Here is a 16,433-nt window from a genome sequence, read left to right on the forward strand (position 1 = left end):
GGAACCCCTTTTTTTTCAAGAAAAAAGAATATTCCTAATCCATTCTATGAACAAAGACGACGTTTCGATACCATTTTCCCCATCAAGCAGTGAATTGTACTCCTCTTCCGTCAAACATTTCTTTAATTTTTCCTTGGATTCTCCCGGCACAATCTGGTATGTGGAGTCCACAAAACACAGCGTCGGATACATCACACACCACCAGTTTTTTCCCGCACTTTTTCCCAAATTTACTTTCAGTGCCTCATACTCGCCCGCCGGAAAAATCATATCGCCATATGTTTTCACCGGAAAGTAGCAGGACGAGAGTGTGGCATCCGCATCATAAGAATAGCCCTTTTGCTGCATTTTCTCCTTCGCAACCGCTTCAATCTCCGGAAGCCTTTTCTGAATTTGTATACGCGCCTCATCCACACTTTCTGCATCCTGCATTACACCGCGCAGATATGTAACAACCGCCTCTTTTACTTCCATTTTCAATGCCTGGTCTTTTTTGCTGTCGCTATTGGCAACCACGTGAAGCCGCAGAATTTCCTTCGCAATATCTTTCTGCATCCGGTTTTGTCTCATCTGTCTTGCATAAAAAAACATGAGAACAAACGTCACCACAAACAATCCCGCAATCGCAATCCACTTTTTCTTTCCTGTCATTTTTATTTCCTCCTGATTTCATATTGTCTAATCATAGCATTGACGAATCTTTTCTATTTATACACTTTGCAGGAAAATGAATTTATGGTACACTCTTTACAAAAGCAGAAGGGAGAAATGAAATGGATTCGATTTGGATAAATGCACCGGCAAAAATTAATATTGGGCTGGATGTCATTAGACGCCGCGAAGATGGCTACCACGAAGTAAAAATGATTATGCAGAGCATCCGCCTGTTTGACCGGCTGACACTCACAAAGACGAAAGAGCCGGGGATTAAATTGACAACAAACCTTTCCTATCTTCCGGTAAATGAAGATAATCTTGTCTATCAAAGCGCCAAACGTCTGATGGATGAATTCCATTTGGAGGGCGGACTTGATATCAAACTTGACAAGCGGATTCCGGTTGCCGCCGGTATGGCAGGGGGAAGTACCGATGCCGCATCGTGTATGCTTGCCATCAATGACTTATATGGACTGGGACTTAGCAAACGACACCTGATGAAGCGTGGTGTGAAATTGGGCGCAGATATTCCTTACTGCATTTTAAAAGGAACCGCTCTTTCCGAAGGAATCGGTGAAAAGTTATCGACCATTCCAGCGATGCCTTCCTGCTATATTCTAATTGCCAAACCAAACATCCACGTTTCCACAAAATGGGTGTATACCAATCTTGTACTCGATGAGCACACAAATCATCCGGATATTGATGGCATGTTAGCTTCGATGAAAAAGCGCGACCTTCTTTCACTGAGTAACCAGATTGGAAATGTTTTGGAGTCCGTAACGATTCCCGCCTATCCACAGATTGCCGCCATCAAAGAATGTATGCTGCAAAATGGTGCACTCGGTTCCTTAATGAGCGGAAGCGGACCAACGGTATTCGGTATTTTTGATGATAAAGACAAAGCAATGGCTGCCAAGGAGAAATGCCGTGAACTCCCTTACCGGTGTTTTGTCTTTGTGACGGATTTGTACCGGTAATTTTTAGAATACACTAAACTATTCTCTGTAATCTGCCGATATGTAAAGTAGAGAACATAGAATGCAGCGTGCCACAGGCACAGAAAGGATGGAACCTTATGAGTGTAAATGGAATTACAAGTGCAAACAGTTCTTATACGACGCCACAGACAACAGCAAAAACAAAAACTTCCCAGACAACAAATACTGCGGATGCAAAAGACATTGGTGTTGTATATGAAACTTCAAGCAAAACAGATGACAAATCAAACAAGATAAAAGATTATTCTTCTGTTGTTGCCACCATGAAAAAAGAATTGTCAACGAAAAATGAACAACTTCAGAATCTGGTAACAAAACTTCTTGGCAAACAGGCAGGAAAGTATACCAAACTTGCTGATTTGTTCAAAGACATTCAGGCAGACCCTGCTACCATTGAACAGGCACAGAAAGACATTGCTGATGATGGTTACTGGGGTGTTGAACAGACGAGTGATCGTCTCGTTTCCATGGCTCAGGCATTGAGCGGTGGAGATACATCCAAGGCAGATACTTTGATTGCCGCCATCAAAAAGGGATTTGATGAAGCAACCGAAGCATGGGGTGATAAACTCCCTGACATTTGTCAGAAGACAATTGATGCTGCCGTTAAAAAAATGGAAGCATGGCGCGATGGCACAACTTCCGAAACAGATGCATAAAAACCCGATATCTTTGATATCTTATGATAAGAAGCACTCACCAATTCGTCCGCCGGATGCAGAGCATACCGGACAATACGAGCTGATGGGTGCTTCTTTCTTTTAAGATACTTCTTTTAGAATTAAAATCATATCGCCTGTTTGTACCTGTTCGGTTTCTTTTTGGTTGACTTCCATAATTGCCTCGACGGTTGTAAAAAACTTTTTCGCAATATCCCAGAGAGTTTCTTTTTCCTGTACCACGTAACCGACCATACCGGGCGCACTGCGGAAGGCATCCCAGTCCACTTCCTCACTTTCATATCCGGAAACAATTGGTTCTTCCATCCGGTCAAATACAAGTAAATCCAGCGCGGCAACTGCCTTAATTTCAATCTCTTTTTCTCCGGTGAGAGAAGCACTTACCTGCTCTAACATACCATGGAGATTGATATGGCTATTGTTCGTAAGACCGTTTGCCTCTAACAACTGCTCAAATGGAATCGTACCCTTTGCCGTCGCGAGCGGAACCCTTTCATCCCCGGTCTGGTATAACACACTTACCAAAAGTGCCCCTCTTACCAATAGCCCTTCTTCTTTCTGTTCTTTATGGTCAATAAACAGAGAACCGCTTACATTCCAAATTTGCAGCGGCGCAAATTCACCCGCCGTTACCATACCGGTAAATCGGCATTTGCTTTTATTATGAATTTTCAGATTTTCAAAATAGGATGGCTCATAAACCGGTTTGCACTTTTCTTTTAGCGAATAAAAATCCGTGAGAAGGTCAATTTTTTCCTGACCGTACACTTTCATATCAAACGCGAATACAACTTCGACTTCCAGCACACGGAATTCGCCATCTTCATCTTCTTTCACACCTAAATCCCTGCTGTGAATGGAGGCAGTCACCTGTTCGACCATGTCCGCATTGCATCCATGGCAGTCAATATGCCCCTCAATTGGCAGTGTGTTTTCAAAATAATTAATGGAAGGATTTTCTCCCTCGCCCAGATAAATAACGAAAACATTTGCCTGCCCTTCGACAAGAAGTTTTTCTTCTTCCATCCTTGTGTTTAGTTCCCCAATGCAAACATCCGAGTACAAAATCCGCTGCATTGCATCTTTCGTTCCGGGAATTTTCCACTCATCCCGTACCCGCAGCGTATCTTTTTTACTAAAAACCAGATAGGAAACTTCTGCCGTTCTTTTTTTGGTATAAATATCTTCTCCACCTTCAATGTCAATGGCTCCCTCACAATCGCAAACGCTTCCTGCCGTCACATTAAGTACAACAATTGCTTTCATTCCTAATTTTCTGGAATTAATTAACTCACTTTTTAAGTCGCCAATCTCCGCCTGCACCGAAATTTCATCCTCGGCCTTTGCCTGTGGCAGCAAAATAGTTTCCTCAAAAGGAATTGTCCCTGTCATCTCACTCACCGGAATATCCCCATCCGATGCATATAAAATCTGGAAATGCAAAAGTCCTTTTACACTTGCCTTTCCCTCCATCATATGAACTTCCTCTATCTGTACCTCTCCCTGTTCTTTCATTATCTGTAACGCATCCGGTCTGGCATCCGGCACATTGAAATCGCGGTCAAGTGTAAGCTGCTTAACTTCCCTGCCGTTACACCGGTTCATATGAACTCGCTTTGTAATCAGGTTCAATCGTTTGGCCTCCTTGTTTCGTAGTTGTCTCTTACAATATATATTCCAATGAAACAAAAAAAGAACTAATAAACCGGATTTCTCCATTTATTAGTTCTCTCTCTACTAGCACAGAGTTAATTGTACGTCCTTTGTAATGACATCCGTGTAACTGTATGATACCGTTTGGTAACTATTCTCTTCCGCGTTTTTCACCTGCACAAGAAAGATGCAGGGATATGTTTCCGTAATCACACCTTCGGTTACATCATATTTGTGTCTTCCCAGATTACTCCGAACCTTTACTTTACTTCCTACATGCTCCGCTACGGCACGCCGGACACTGCCAACACTGGCTCTTACCATAAGATATCCCTCCGTTCTTAAAACACGATATATAGCATACGCATACAAGTATACCACATTTTATTGTGGTTGTCAATTTATGGTATCCTCGTCATCACATACCGTCCTTACTATCTTATGCAGTTTTAAGCCATTTTATTCATAATTTCATTCAAAATCTCGTAAGAAACCTCATCCTTTGTCTGGATTGGAAGCTCTTTTGCCCCCTCTTTCGTAATCAAAGTAACGACATTTGTATCCGTTCCAAATCCGGCACCGGCAACTTTCAGATTGTTCGCCACAATCATATCGGCGTGTTTCTTCTCTAATTTCTTTTTCGAGTTTTCTAACATATTTTCGGTTTCCATGGAAAAGCCACATAAAAACTGTCCTTTTTCTTTATGTTCACCGAGCCATGATAAAATATCCGTTGTCCGCTTCAGCGCAATCGACGCTTCGCCGTCTTTCTTTTTCGTCTTTTCTGTATTTACCGTAACCGGCGTATAATCGGCAACAGCTGCTGCCTTGATGATAATATCCTGCTCTCTGGCACGTGTTTTCACTGCCTCAAACATATCCGCTGCGCTCTCAACCGGCACAACATCCACATGAAGCGGTACCGGCAGTTCACACGGACCGCTCACCAGTGTAACCTTGGCTCCACGTCTTGCTGCCGTTTTAGCAAGTGCATATCCCATCTTTCCGGTCGAATGATTCGTCAGATAACGCACCGGGTCAATCGCCTCTCTCGTCGGTCCGGCTGTAATTAAAACCCGTTTTCCTTCCATATCATGTTCATACTGGATTTCCTGTAAAATATGAGAAAGCAGCACTTCCTCTGAAGGCATTTTCCCCTTTCCGACTGCTTTGCACGCAAGAAGTCCGGTTGCCGGTTCAATAACCTCCATTCCGAAATCTCTCAATTTTTGAAGATTTGCCTGCGTAATCGGATTCTCATACATATTGGTGTTCATCGCCGGTGCCACCAATTTTTTACAACGGCACGCAAGAAGCGTTGTACTGAGCATATCATCTGCAATTCCATTTGCCATTTTCGCAATAATATTCGCACTTGCCGGCGCAACTAAAACCAAATCCGCTTTGTTACCAAGCGAAACATGCTCAATATTATAGTTAAAGTTTCTATCAAACGTATCGACTAAGCATTTGTGATTCGTCAGCGTCTCAAACGTAATCGGATTGATAAAATTGGTTGCATTTTGTGTCATCAAAACATGTACGTCGGCGTGAAGTTTTGTCAGCATACTCGTCAGATTTGCGATTTTGTATGCGGCAATACTGCCTGTCACACCAAGCACAATAGTTTTTCCCTGTAACATAAAATCCCCCTTCTTAGTCAGACAACTGACCATGTTTTTCATAAGAAGATACACGTTTAATCTGGTTTTTGTCATCTACAAAAACGACTTTTGGCTTATGGCCGAATACTTCCTCAGGCGTCAAATCGCAATAACTCATAATAATAATGTGGTCTTCTACCTGAACCATTCTCGCAGCTGCCCCATTTAAGCAAATCATACCACTTCCCGGCTCCCCGGCAATCGTGTAAGTCTCAAAACGGCTTCCATTTTCTACATCGACAATCTGCACTTTTTCATATTCGTAAATGCCGGCCGCCTCCATTAAAACCGGGTCAACCGTAATACTGCCAACATAATTTAATTCTGCCTGAACCACTTTGGCACGGTGTATTTTCCCTTTTAACATCTGAATTGTCATGACGCTTATCCTCCAATCTTATGATTCGTAAATAAAGTTATCAATAAGTCTTGTTTTTCCAATGTAAACGGCTACGGCAGCCAAAATGGAACCGTCAATCGTTTCTATTGTTTCAATATTATCAAAGTTTACAATTTCCACATAATCAATTTTGGCAAGCGGCTCCGACTCAATGATTTCCGTAATTGCCTGTTTCACGGTGGCAGCACTTTTTTCGCCGGCTTTCACTAATTCCTCACCACGAAGTAATCCTTTATGAAGAATAACAGCGGCTTTTCTCTCCTCCTTTGAGAGATAAGTGTTTCTCGAACTTTTTGCAAGACCGTCATCTTCACGGATAATCGGGCAGCCAATGACTTCGAGATTAAAATTCAAATCTCTTACCATACGGCGGATGACTGCTAACTGCTGTGCATCCTTCTGTCCAAAGTAAGCGCGGTCCGGCTCTACAATGTTAAATAATTTTCCAACTACTGTGCAGACACCACGGAAATGTGTCGGTCTTGTTTTACCGCACAATCCCTTCGTAAGTCCATCCATGTCAATGAAACTGCAAAAATCGCTTTCATACATATTTTCCGGTTCCGGATGGAAAATAAGATTTGCACCGGCATTTTCACAAAGCGCCGCATCTCTTTCCAAATCTCTCGGATAAGTTGCCAAATCTTCATTTGGTCCAAACTGAATCGGATTTACAAAAACACTGACAACGACACGGTCATTCTGCTCAACTGCCTTGTCAATCAAACTTTTATGTCCCTCATGAAGATAACCCATTGTCGGAACAAGACCAACGGAAAGTCCTTCTTCTCTCCATTTCTTTACCTGTTTTCTTACTTCTTCTACGGTTGATACAATCTGCATTTTTTCTTCCTCCTAGTACAACTTCTCAATAATATCATCATCTATTTTGTATTCATGCTCACTGGATGGGAAAGCGCCGCTCTGGATTTCTTCCATATATTTCTGGAATGCTTCTTTCATCACTTCTCCAATGTTTGCATAACGTTTTACAAATTTTGGTGTAAAGTCAGAGAACATACCAAGCATATCCTGGTAAACAAGTACCTGACCGTCACATCCATTTCCGGCACCGATTCCAATTGTTGGAATATCTAACTTCTCGGTCACAAGATTGGCAAGTTTACTTGGAATTCCCTCAAGTACAACCGCAAATGCACCGGCTTCTTCGACAGCAATTGCATCCGCAATTAATTTCTTTGCTGCCTTTTCCGTTTTACCCTGAACTTTAAATCCGCCAAAAGCGTTAATCGACTGTGGTGTCAGTCCAAGATGTGCACAGACCGGAATTCCGGCACCCACAATTGCCTGAATCTGTGGGCAGACTTCTTTTCCGCCTTCCAGTTTCACGGCTCCGGCGCGTCCCTCTTTCATCAGTCGTCCGGCATTGACAACCGCATCATAAACGGATGTCTGATACGACATAAACGGCATGTCCACAACAACAAGTGCGTTTTTTGCACCTCTTGCTACAGCTGCTCCATGGTGAATCATATCTTCCATCGTCACTGAAATCGTATCCTCATAACCAAGAATTACATTTCCTAAGGAATCACCAACCAAAATTGTATTTACTCCGGCTTCGTCTTCCAGTTTTGCTGTCGAATAATCATATGCGGTCAGCATTGAAATTTTTTCCCCTTTTTCCTTCATCTGCTGAATCGTTACTACTGTGTTTTTCATTTATTGTGTCCTCCTATTCCTGCACATATCATTTAATAACTGAATCATCGTTTGATAATCTCTCTCGGGATTTTTCCGTCCGGCAATCTCTAACACCGTTTCACCAAGTCTTAGATAAACTTCTTTTTCTGCCTCAGTCAACACGGCTAAATGCTTTTTCACCGTTTCGGTATCGCCTCTCTCAATCGGCCCGGTTAAGGCTTCTTCAGGCGATGAATGAAGCAGTGCTTTGATGTTATTTTGCACAAGCGGCGTTGTCAATTCCACCGCATCTTCCCTCGAAAATCCACAGTCCATAAGCATCTGAATGGACATCTCATACAAGCCAATCATCAAATTGCTTATCATCGATGCCGATGCATGGTACCTTGTTTTCTTCGCCGATTCCATGACGCATACTTTATTTCCCGCTTTTCGGAAAATGTCTCCGACAACGGACAAGGCATAAAAATCCCCTTCAGCGGTAAATATTACATGATTCAATTGTTCATACGATGTGAATTTGCTGCTGAACGCATACATAGGATGAAAGGATGCGGCAGATACCCCGTATTCCTCTCGATTAGAAAATAAATCGGATGATAATGAGCCACTAAAATGGCATACTATTTTATTTTGTATTGATTCTTTTTTCAGTTCGTTCCACACACTTTCCAACGCACCATCCGGCGTGGTAAGAAAAAGAATCGTGCTCTCTGCCACTAGTTCGGCCAGAGAATCATATGCTTTTGTGTTTGTAAAAGTCGCGGCCTCTTCCACGCTTTTTTTTGATTTACTACAGTACCCGGCAACCGAAAAACCATGCTCTGTCAGATATTTTCCAATCGAACAGCCAACCTTTCCGGCACCTATAATTCCTATCTTCATGTCATCACCTCCGTAGTCCGTGACAACACATTATCACCTGATGCAGTTTCCTATGAATACCGCTCATACGAGACAGAATAGCACAAATTGAGGGTTTTGTAAAGTGAGTATTTGTGAAGGGTCGCCACTACTGATAACATTGACAGTAAAGAGTCGTTCTGGCTTGTTGCGAGTTTTTAGCGGAACGGTAGTGGTTAGAAGATCACCTATACATGACTTGGTTGAATTATTACGTGTATCAGGTGACTCCTTTTTGTTTGATATAACTTTACTGTCATGATTAAAATTTACAGATGTACCATAGTTCGTTTCTTCAGCAACACTTAGTAGTTGTTCTCTGCCCTCTACTTGCTGATAGTAGAAAGTAGTTACAAAGCCAACTTTTAAGAGATTATCAATCTCTGCGTAGGTCTCTTCAATAATTTCAACTGTATCTTCATCAGCCTTGGCAATTTCTTTAATCTTTCGTTTCTTCACAGTTTTCAGCTCATCCTTGGCATCCGAAAGTTGATTTTCCAAAAACGAAAATGTATCGCTGTCCAGTCATTATAAGTCGGATAATCAATGGCATCTCCAATAGAAATGATACGCACGCCTGCATCACGCAGGTCTTCCAGCTCCACAAGTCCCTTGCTGTTTCGACGGGAAAATCGACTGAAGTCCTTTACAATAAGTACACTGATATTCCCATTCATCAGCTTCTTGCGAAGCTGCCCATATCCTTCACGCTGTTCAAAGGTATACCCGGACCGGTCACGGTCTTCATATATAGAAAGCTTACACTTGGGAAATTAAGCTTTTACAAACTCTTCGATAATTTTCTTTTGGTTCTCGATGGAGGTATTGTCTCTGCCTAACTCTTCATCAACTGAGATACGACAATAACCGGCAATTTCTTGTGTAAGCGTGAGGTCGTTGGTATGTTTTTCCATATTGCCACCTCTCCTTTCTTTGTTTTGTAACAACATTGTAAGTTATGGGTGTAAAAAAGGCAAGCGGTAATGCTTGCCTCGCAAAAAGCTACTTGTTTTTTCTCCTTCCAAACTTTGCAATAATAATAATGGATACTATAGCCAAAATAATAATCACTGCAAATCCTGACAAACTAACGACCTCGGCATTATTTTTTGCTAATATATTGAACCATTTTCCTATACCCACATGTTTTACGTAATTAATCCAAATGCTGGTTAATAATATGCTTATGAGTACTAAATTTGACCAAGCAATTGTACGATAACTATTCACTTCCAAATCCAACTTAGTCATTTTCGATACATAGTAAATAAAAATAAAAATCAAATTCAATACGCATAAGCCCCATACACAACCAACAATTACAATTTTGCACAAAGAAACGGTTTGAAAATTGTTAAATATATTATCAAGAGCCGATATACTCCCAAAAACAAGAAACGCCATTGCAGTAAATATACCTATCAACGAGATTAACTGCGCATATATCTCCTTTTGTGTGACTTGCACCTTACTTTCTATTTGTTCTTCCAACTTCTTTTTTACCGGTTCTAAGTTTTGTGCAATAGTCTGTTTTAATTCATCATCTTTTCTTTTAGTTTGAAGCTTTTCCACCTGATAAATGGCCAAATGAACATGATCATATATCTTTAAAGCATATACTTTTATATCTTTATATTGTGCATCTTCCATGCATAAAACCAACAAAGCCTCAACATTTGATATAAAATTTCCCTGTTCTTCTTCATCTAACGAAAAGTAAAATCCACTTATTTCCGAATACAATATTCGCTCTTGCTTTTCTACATACTTCCTAATAGAATCAACTGTTTTTTGAGGTTTATACTCATCTGCTGTCCAATTAAGAGAAGTACATATTCCCTGCATTCTTCTTTTTAGTTCTTCATATCCCGTTCCTTTTGGACTAGGCACTTTTGTACTTTGAGGTTTTGTTTTTATCAATTTATCAATTGTCATCGCTCTCAAAATACTCCTTTATAGCTTTTTTAGAAATAATCCTGTTCATGCCTTCCTCGTAAGCTTCATTCCAAGGGTCCTGATTATGTGTAATATTTACAAGTGCAGTTGCTGAATAGTCAGCAAACCCGTCTACTGTCTGATTAATCGTTTCTCGATCCTGTGGTTCTATACAATTCTGATTATACTTTTTCTCTACAATTTCCCAATTATCATTTACTTCATAGTACTTTATAATAGTCGGAATATTTGAACTACCATATTGTTTAAACTCTTGATATACCTCTGGAACAACAGGACCAAATCCCCATGCTTCAATTTCTTCAATAAAACATGGCTGTTTCCTCTCTGTAAAGGCTAAAAACTCCGCCTGTACAAAATATAATAACTTTTGCAATTTTAAGTTTGAAATACCATATTCCATTTTATTACTATAATTTATTATATACCTAGCCACATCCAATACTTTATATGCCATGATATCACCTCTTTCAATACACTAATTGTAGCACTTGTAATCTCAGATGTCAATTTTTTTCGAACATTTGTTCCCTACAATCTTTTCACATCCACATATGTTGTACTTTTCCCTGCTCCAACCTTTGCAATCTTCCCGTCATCTGTCAACTTCTTCAGTGCTCTCTCAATCGTCTTTTGACTCAGTTCCGGACACAGAGTCATTATATCCGACTTTCCTAACTTCACTAATGAACGTTCAATAATGCTGTAGACTCGCTCCGGTGAAGTCATTTTTTTCTTTTCCAGCAAGATAAATCGGTCTTCAAAGTCTTTATAGGCATTTATGATAGTTCCCAATGTGTATCTGATAAATGGCATATAATCATTTGTATTCTCGTGCCAGTTTATTGAACTATCCTGCAATACTTCATAATATGTTTCCTTCGATTTTTCTACCACCATTTCAATACTGATATATTTTCCCACAAGGTAACCGGTCTTATATAACAGTAGCAGCGTTAAAAGTCTGGACATTCGCCCATTTCCATCTCCAAACGGATGGATACATAAGAAATCAAGTATTACACATGGTATTACTAATAGCGGATCAATGTGCGTATGGTTGATTACATCTTCATATTGTTTACATAAGCTTTCTATATATTCCGCTGTCAGAACTGCCGGAACCGGTTGAAATCTCACGCTTTTATTTCCAAATTTGTCCTCTTCCTCTATATAGTTATCTACCATCTTATAATGTCCACCATTGCCGGATTCAGAATAACTATATAAATATTTGTGTAAAGTCAGAATATCGTTCGGTTTTAATTGTATGTAAGAATAACTGTCATGAATCATTCCTAATACTTCTCTATAACCAGCAATTTCTTTTTCGTTCCGGTTTCTTGGTTCACTCTTTTTTTGAACAATTTCTTTTAATCTTGCGTCCGAAGTGTAGATTCCTTCAATTTTGTTAGAAGCTTCTGTACTCTGTATTCTTGCAACTTCCATCAATCTTTCCAAAATTTCCGGTTGCGTTTCTATATATAATTCCTGGCGTCCCTTATACTCATGAAGTGCTGAAATCATATTCATTACTTCAATTGTTATAGGCATTTCTTCTATTTTTCTGTAATTAATCTCTTTCATAGTCACTCCATTTCCTTTCTACCCCATTTTATCAAAAATGACATAGAATATCAATATTAATCTACCCCATTTATGTATTTTCTACCCCATTTTCGCTAATTTGGGGTAGAAAAAAACGATGTGGGGTAGTATCGGGCGAATCACCGCTCACTACCTTGCTCCTGCTGCCTGTTTGGGCAAAGCAGTTGTTTTTCCATCATCGGTTTTTTCCAGTCCTCGATTGTGAATCAGCAAATCTGTTGTCTTTTCCAACAAATCCTGCTCACCGGATTCAAAAATAGCCAATCTGTACTTCTTCTCCTTACACTGCTCAATCAAAGGCTGTAAACTGTCCATAACCTTTGGATCAGCTTTTTCCGCATTCGTAAGTCATACTAAGGCATACTTGCCCGCTTTGTTTACCGTCAACTCCATGCGAAACCTCCTTTACCTAAATGATTACCAAGTTTTGTCATCTTTATGCCGGCAATGACGAGTAAACCTAATAGATTCATTTTAGTAAAACCGGTGGCATTCTACATTGAGCCACAATTGAGTCCAGATTGAAAAAGCTCAAATAGAATTTAAGTAATGGAATCCAAAAAAATCTTTCCAAAAATAGCGTTCACATTATTCGAACGGTTGTTCTGTGTCTGATTTTATGATATACTTCCCATATTGAAACGTATTACCACCATAAAATAAGAACCATAAAAAATTACAGGACAAATTACAGGAGATGATTTCATTGAATAGAATTGATTTTCATAGTATAGCTGCCATCCTTTTGGACGGCTTAATTGATGCAGACTACTCGCAAATGGATTTTATCTATATGCTGTTTGGCAGCTTTGCCAACGATAATGTAGATTTTGCATTTGATAATGGATTGGTCTGTAAATGGATTAAAGGACAATCCCGCATCAGCCCCAAAATTATCAGTTATTACAACAGCAAAAAGAACAGAGACAAGCTCTGTAAAGATATCGAATCAGAATTATTGCCATATATCAGTGATGTTTCTTATACCATTTCAGCTATTCGAGATTTGGTGTTATGTGACATCACTACTTCTGAGGAGAAAAAAGATGCCTTACTGACGCACTTTGATCATGCTCCGGCGCATTTCATATGCGATGTATTGGTATACGGATTTTCCAGAAATTTTGTTAAAGTGGGTAATAAAGATTCCGGCTCATCCTCTCCCAGAGTGGATGATGTTATGTACTTACCCCTGCTTCCTAAACCAACGAAATATTTTACAGGACGTTCTAATGCCCTCCTTGAACTCCATCAGTTGTTGTACATATCCTGTACCTGCCTTTCTGCCCTGTGGGCGATTTGTTTTGTAAGTATAGGATATAAAAAATCCACCCAACTCTCATTGACTGAAAATTGAGCAGAAATTGAATCAATAATTTACATTATGAGAAGTTTCAGGATGGAACCGTGAAATGTATTGAAAATGAGATACCATTTGAAGTGCCGGAAGGATGGGCATGGTGTAGGTTTACGTCTGTTACTGTTAATCGTGATAGCGAAAGAAAACCTATCTCATCAGCTAATCGTACTAATGTTGCTAAAATATATGACTATTATGGTGCTTCTGGAAAAATTGACAAAATAGATAAGTTTATATTTAATGAGAAACTATTGCTAATAGGTGAAGATGGTGCAAATCTTGTAACAAGGAGTAAACCTATTGCTTTTTTTGCAGAAGGACAGTATTGGGTAAATAATCATGCACATTGCATTGATTCAACTGATAAACTGATCTTAGAATATCTTTGTTTATATATTAATGCAATTAGCCTTGAAAAGTATGTAACAGGTTCTGCTCAACCTAAAATGACACAGGATAATATGAATTCAATACTTATTGCACTTCCGCCATATGAAGAGCAAAAAAGATTGGAATTTCAAGTTAATCACATATTAAAGACAGTTTCGACTATCGAAAACGAAAAAGAGGATATTGTTAATTACATTTCTTCTGCAAAATCAAAAATCCTCGACCTTGCTATTCGTGGTAAACTTGTACCTCAGAACCCGAATGCTGAGCCTGCTTCTGTTCTTCTTGAACGTATACGAGCAGAGAAAGAAGAACTCATCAAAGCCGGCAAAATCAAGCGTGATAAGAAGGAATCTATCATCTTCCGTGGTGAGGATAACTCTTATTATCAACAAACCGGAACATTAATAGAAAATATTAATGATTGGAATTTGGATGATATTCCTATTAATTGGGAATTGTGCTGTTTAGGTGAGATATGTGATTATGGAAACTGTGTTAATGTAGATACTAAAGATATTGACGAGGAAGCGTGGGTTTTAGATCTCGAAGATATTGAAAAAGATTCCGGCAAAGTTATACATAAAATTAGGAAATATGAACGTAATTCGTCTAGTACAAAGCATCTGTTCAAAAAGGGACAGGTCCTTTATAGCAAGTTGCGTCCTTATCTAAATAAAGTGGTTCTTGCAGATGAGGAAGGATTTTGCACCTCTGAAATTCTTCCGTTGAATTTCTCAAATGTTGTTGAACCACAATATGCATTATACTATCTAATGTCACCTACTTTTTTGAAATATGCCAATCGTTGCTCATATGGAGTAAAAATGCCACGACTGGGTACTGCAGATGGGAGAAAAGCAGTATTTCCTTTGCCTCCGTTTGAGGAACAACGACGAATTTCTCGGCATATTTCAAAAATATTTATTGAGATAGACAATATCTCAAATATGTTACTATAGTGAACAGCCGCTTTCAAAAAGCGGCTGCACTTCTTACCAAGTTACTATTTTATCTACAAGTGCTTGTTGTTCACTTGCGGTACGTCGTAAATAGATACGAGTAGTTTCAATGCTTTCATGCCCCATAAGATCAGCCAGTAATGCAATATCATTATACTTTTCAAGAAAGTTTTTGGCATATCTATGACGGAAAGAGTGTGGATAGACCACTTTGCTGTCCAATCCATATTTGTCTGCATAATTCTTGAGCTGTTGAGAAATACCTCTAGTCGTTATACGATTACCATACCTGTTTAGAAATAGATAGCCTGACGTGCGTTGGGTTTCACCCAACCACTTTAGTGTTTCTTCACGTAATATTTTCGGAATGAATAATCTACGTAATTTACCGCCCTTGCTATACAAATCAAAATATCCAAGTTGCACATGCTCAATCTTAATACGAATTAATTCGCTTACACGAGCACCAGTCGCAGCAAGATACCAGACAACAAAATACCACTCCAAATTGCCATCTTTTTTAAGCTGATTCTTCAGGAATTTATAATCGGCATTGCTGATTACATTTTCCAAAAAGCTTTTCTGCTGGATCTTTACTGCTTTGAGTCGCAATTGTGACTTTTCTAAATATTCTAGATATTTATTAATTGCTTGTATTCTCAGATTTACAGTTTTGGGTTTAAAATGCTCCATCAGATAGCCCTTGTAGGCAAGTAAGTTTTCCTTCGAAATCTTATCATAATTTGTAGTGAAGTAATTCACTGTCCACAGGTAAGATTCAATGGTGTTTTCGGATAGATTACCTTTTTTTAGGTAATCTTCAAAAGTTATTTCTGTCTTCATATAAAGACACCTCCATAAATATATTTGCGGGTATCCGCTGAATCAATTATAGAGGTAAAAGTGTCGAATTCTCTTATTATGAGAAGATAGGAAGCACCATAAAAAATATAGACGATAGTATCCCTTTTGAAATTCCTGGAAATTGGTGTTTCATACGACTTAAAGAATTGTGGAAATTAATTTCTGGGAGAGATTTATCTCCATCAGAATACAACGATAATCAAGATGGTATTCCATATATTACTGGGGCAAGCAATTTTAGAAATGGCAAAATCGAATTAGTAAGGTGGACATCATCTCCACAAGTTATTACAAAGCAGGGCGACTTGTTACTAACGTGTAAAGGTACGGTAGGAGAATTGGCTTTCAATGATTTTGGAAACGCCCATATTGCCCGTCAAATTATGGCGATACGTAACACATATGGTCTTAACGTGGAATATCTTTCTTTTTGTATAAGCTTTTATATTGAAGAGATTAAAGCAGTTGCCAAAGGCTTAATACCTGGCATTTCAAGGGAAGATATTCTTAATCTTATACTTCCAATTCCACCAGAAAACTATCAAAAGTTAGTTGTATCTCAAATCACAAAGAGTAATCATGCATTGTACTTAATAGAAAAGAGCCTCAGTTGAGGCTTCAGACTGTAGACAAAGTGGTGCTAGGACTGTTGTCCTGGCACCATTTTTTC

Annotated in this window: 22 protein-coding genes; 6 read left to right on the plus strand and 16 right to left on the minus strand. The window is 39.3% G+C overall.

The window, feature by feature from the left end:
* Positions 1 to 15 precede the first annotated feature (15 nt).
* Positions 16 to 651: a stage II sporulation protein R gene (gene spoIIR / locus DW005_RS03705; protein WP_022376290.1), complete on the minus strand. Its 636-nt coding sequence runs from the start codon at positions 649 to 651 to the stop codon at positions 16 to 18.
* 122 nt (positions 652 to 773) lie between these two features.
* On the opposite strand from spoIIR, the gene ispE reads away from it, so the two are divergent.
* From ispE to DW005_RS14330, 3 genes are all read left to right on the plus strand, one after another.
* Positions 774 to 1,637 carry a 4-(cytidine 5'-diphospho)-2-C-methyl-D-erythritol kinase gene (ispE, locus tag DW005_RS03710; protein WP_022376291.1) on the plus strand — a complete coding sequence of 288 codons (864 nt, stop codon included), beginning with the start codon at positions 774 to 776 and terminating at the stop codon, positions 1,635 to 1,637.
* Positions 1,638 to 1,735: 98 nt separating this feature from the next.
* Positions 1,736 to 2,317 (plus strand): hypothetical protein, encoded by a 582-nt coding sequence (locus DW005_RS03715; RefSeq protein WP_117478214.1) that lies wholly within the window; start codon positions 1,736 to 1,738, stop codon positions 2,315 to 2,317.
* Positions 2,289 to 2,423: a hypothetical protein gene (locus DW005_RS14330; protein ID WP_278286499.1), complete on the plus strand. Its 135-nt coding sequence runs from the start codon at positions 2,289 to 2,291 to the stop codon at positions 2,421 to 2,423. The genes DW005_RS03715 and DW005_RS14330 overlap by 29 nt, the downstream gene beginning before the upstream one ends.
* On the opposite strand, the gene DW005_RS03720 is transcribed toward DW005_RS14330, so the two are convergent.
* The 14 genes from DW005_RS03720 to DW005_RS03780 form a co-directional block, all read right to left on the minus strand.
* Entirely contained in the window at positions 2,420 to 3,970 is a 1,551-nt protein-coding gene (locus DW005_RS03720; protein WP_181974929.1) for an SPOCS domain-containing protein, read from the minus strand. The genes DW005_RS14330 and DW005_RS03720 overlap by 4 nt on opposite strands.
* 105 nt (positions 3,971 to 4,075) lie before the next feature.
* Complete coding sequence (locus DW005_RS03725; protein ID WP_022376294.1) at positions 4,076 to 4,315, minus strand: Veg family protein; 240 nt, start codon at positions 4,313 to 4,315, stop codon at positions 4,076 to 4,078.
* 125 nt (positions 4,316 to 4,440) lie between these two features.
* The gene (gene coaBC, locus DW005_RS03730; RefSeq protein WP_117478216.1) at positions 4,441 to 5,634 is read right to left on the minus strand and encodes a bifunctional phosphopantothenoylcysteine decarboxylase/phosphopantothenate--cysteine ligase CoaBC; all 1,194 of its coding nucleotides are present in this window, start codon (positions 5,632 to 5,634) and stop codon (positions 4,441 to 4,443) included.
* Positions 5,635 to 5,647: 13 nt separating this feature from the next.
* On the minus strand, positions 5,648 to 6,034 hold the full coding sequence (gene panD / locus DW005_RS03735; RefSeq protein ID WP_117478217.1) for an aspartate 1-decarboxylase: 387 nt from the start codon (positions 6,032 to 6,034) through the stop codon (positions 5,648 to 5,650).
* Between the two features lie 18 nt (positions 6,035 to 6,052).
* On the minus strand, positions 6,053 to 6,898 hold the full coding sequence (gene panC, locus DW005_RS03740) for a pantoate--beta-alanine ligase (RefSeq protein ID WP_022376297.1): 846 nt from the start codon (positions 6,896 to 6,898) through the stop codon (positions 6,053 to 6,055).
* Between the two features lie 12 nt (positions 6,899 to 6,910).
* Positions 6,911 to 7,738 (minus strand): 3-methyl-2-oxobutanoate hydroxymethyltransferase, encoded by an 828-nt coding sequence (panB, locus tag DW005_RS03745; protein ID WP_117478218.1) that lies wholly within the window; start codon positions 7,736 to 7,738, stop codon positions 6,911 to 6,913.
* On the minus strand, positions 7,739 to 8,605 hold the full coding sequence (locus DW005_RS03750; protein ID WP_117478219.1) for a Rossmann-like and DUF2520 domain-containing protein: 867 nt from the start codon (positions 8,603 to 8,605) through the stop codon (positions 7,739 to 7,741). It abuts the gene before it with no gap.
* Positions 8,606 to 8,668: 63 nt separating this feature from the next.
* Positions 8,669 to 9,082, minus strand: a complete 414-nt coding sequence (locus tag DW005_RS03755) for a hypothetical protein (RefSeq protein ID WP_117478220.1) — start codon at positions 9,080 to 9,082, stop codon at positions 8,669 to 8,671.
* 5 nt (positions 9,083 to 9,087) lie between these two features.
* A complete protein-coding gene (locus DW005_RS14125) occupies positions 9,088 to 9,375 on the minus strand; it encodes a recombinase family protein (protein ID WP_242989353.1) in 288 nt (95 codons plus the stop codon).
* Positions 9,376 to 9,396: 21 nt separating this feature from the next.
* Positions 9,397 to 9,537, minus strand: a complete 141-nt coding sequence (locus DW005_RS14130; protein ID WP_022376301.1) for a hypothetical protein — start codon at positions 9,535 to 9,537, stop codon at positions 9,397 to 9,399.
* Positions 9,538 to 9,625: 88 nt separating this feature from the next.
* Positions 9,626 to 10,558, minus strand: coding sequence for a hypothetical protein (locus DW005_RS03765; protein ID WP_117478221.1), 933 nt, complete (start codon positions 10,556 to 10,558; stop codon positions 9,626 to 9,628).
* The gene (locus DW005_RS03770) at positions 10,548 to 11,036 is read right to left on the minus strand and encodes a type II toxin-antitoxin system antitoxin SocA domain-containing protein (RefSeq protein ID WP_117478222.1); all 489 of its coding nucleotides are present in this window, start codon (positions 11,034 to 11,036) and stop codon (positions 10,548 to 10,550) included. Before DW005_RS03770 ends, DW005_RS03765 begins: the two co-directional genes overlap by 11 nt.
* A gap of 74 nt (positions 11,037 to 11,110) precedes the next feature.
* The gene (locus DW005_RS03775; RefSeq protein WP_117478223.1) at positions 11,111 to 12,166 is read right to left on the minus strand and encodes a Fic family protein; all 1,056 of its coding nucleotides are present in this window, start codon (positions 12,164 to 12,166) and stop codon (positions 11,111 to 11,113) included.
* A 150-nt stretch (positions 12,167 to 12,316) separates the two neighbouring features.
* Entirely contained in the window at positions 12,317 to 12,502 is a 186-nt protein-coding gene (locus DW005_RS03780) for a hypothetical protein (protein ID WP_117478224.1), read from the minus strand.
* 391 nt (positions 12,503 to 12,893) lie between these two features.
* On the opposite strand from DW005_RS03780, the gene DW005_RS03785 reads away from it, so the two are divergent.
* Both DW005_RS03785 and DW005_RS03790 read left to right on the plus strand, forming a co-directional pair.
* Positions 12,894 to 13,544 carry a hypothetical protein gene (locus DW005_RS03785; RefSeq protein WP_117478225.1) on the plus strand — a complete coding sequence of 217 codons (651 nt, stop codon included), beginning with the start codon at positions 12,894 to 12,896 and terminating at the stop codon, positions 13,542 to 13,544.
* 50 nt (positions 13,545 to 13,594) lie between these two features.
* Positions 13,595 to 14,899: a restriction endonuclease subunit S gene (locus DW005_RS03790; RefSeq protein WP_117478226.1), complete on the plus strand. Its 1,305-nt coding sequence runs from the start codon at positions 13,595 to 13,597 to the stop codon at positions 14,897 to 14,899.
* A gap of 33 nt (positions 14,900 to 14,932) precedes the next feature.
* Here DW005_RS03790 and DW005_RS03795 read toward each other — a convergent pair whose 3' ends face one another.
* Entirely contained in the window at positions 14,933 to 15,742 is an 810-nt protein-coding gene (locus tag DW005_RS03795) for a tyrosine-type recombinase/integrase (protein ID WP_117478227.1), read from the minus strand.
* Between the two features lie 131 nt (positions 15,743 to 15,873).
* Here DW005_RS03795 and DW005_RS03800 point away from each other — a divergent pair, with 131 nt between their 5' ends.
* Positions 15,874 to 16,377: a restriction endonuclease subunit S gene (locus tag DW005_RS03800; protein ID WP_278286502.1), complete on the plus strand. Its 504-nt coding sequence runs from the start codon at positions 15,874 to 15,876 to the stop codon at positions 16,375 to 16,377.
* Positions 16,378 to 16,433 lie beyond the last annotated feature (56 nt).

The sequence above is a fragment of the Clostridium sp. AF36-4 genome, assembly GCF_003435975.1.
Classification (GTDB): Bacteria; Bacillota; Clostridia; order Lachnospirales; family Lachnospiraceae; genus Eubacterium_F.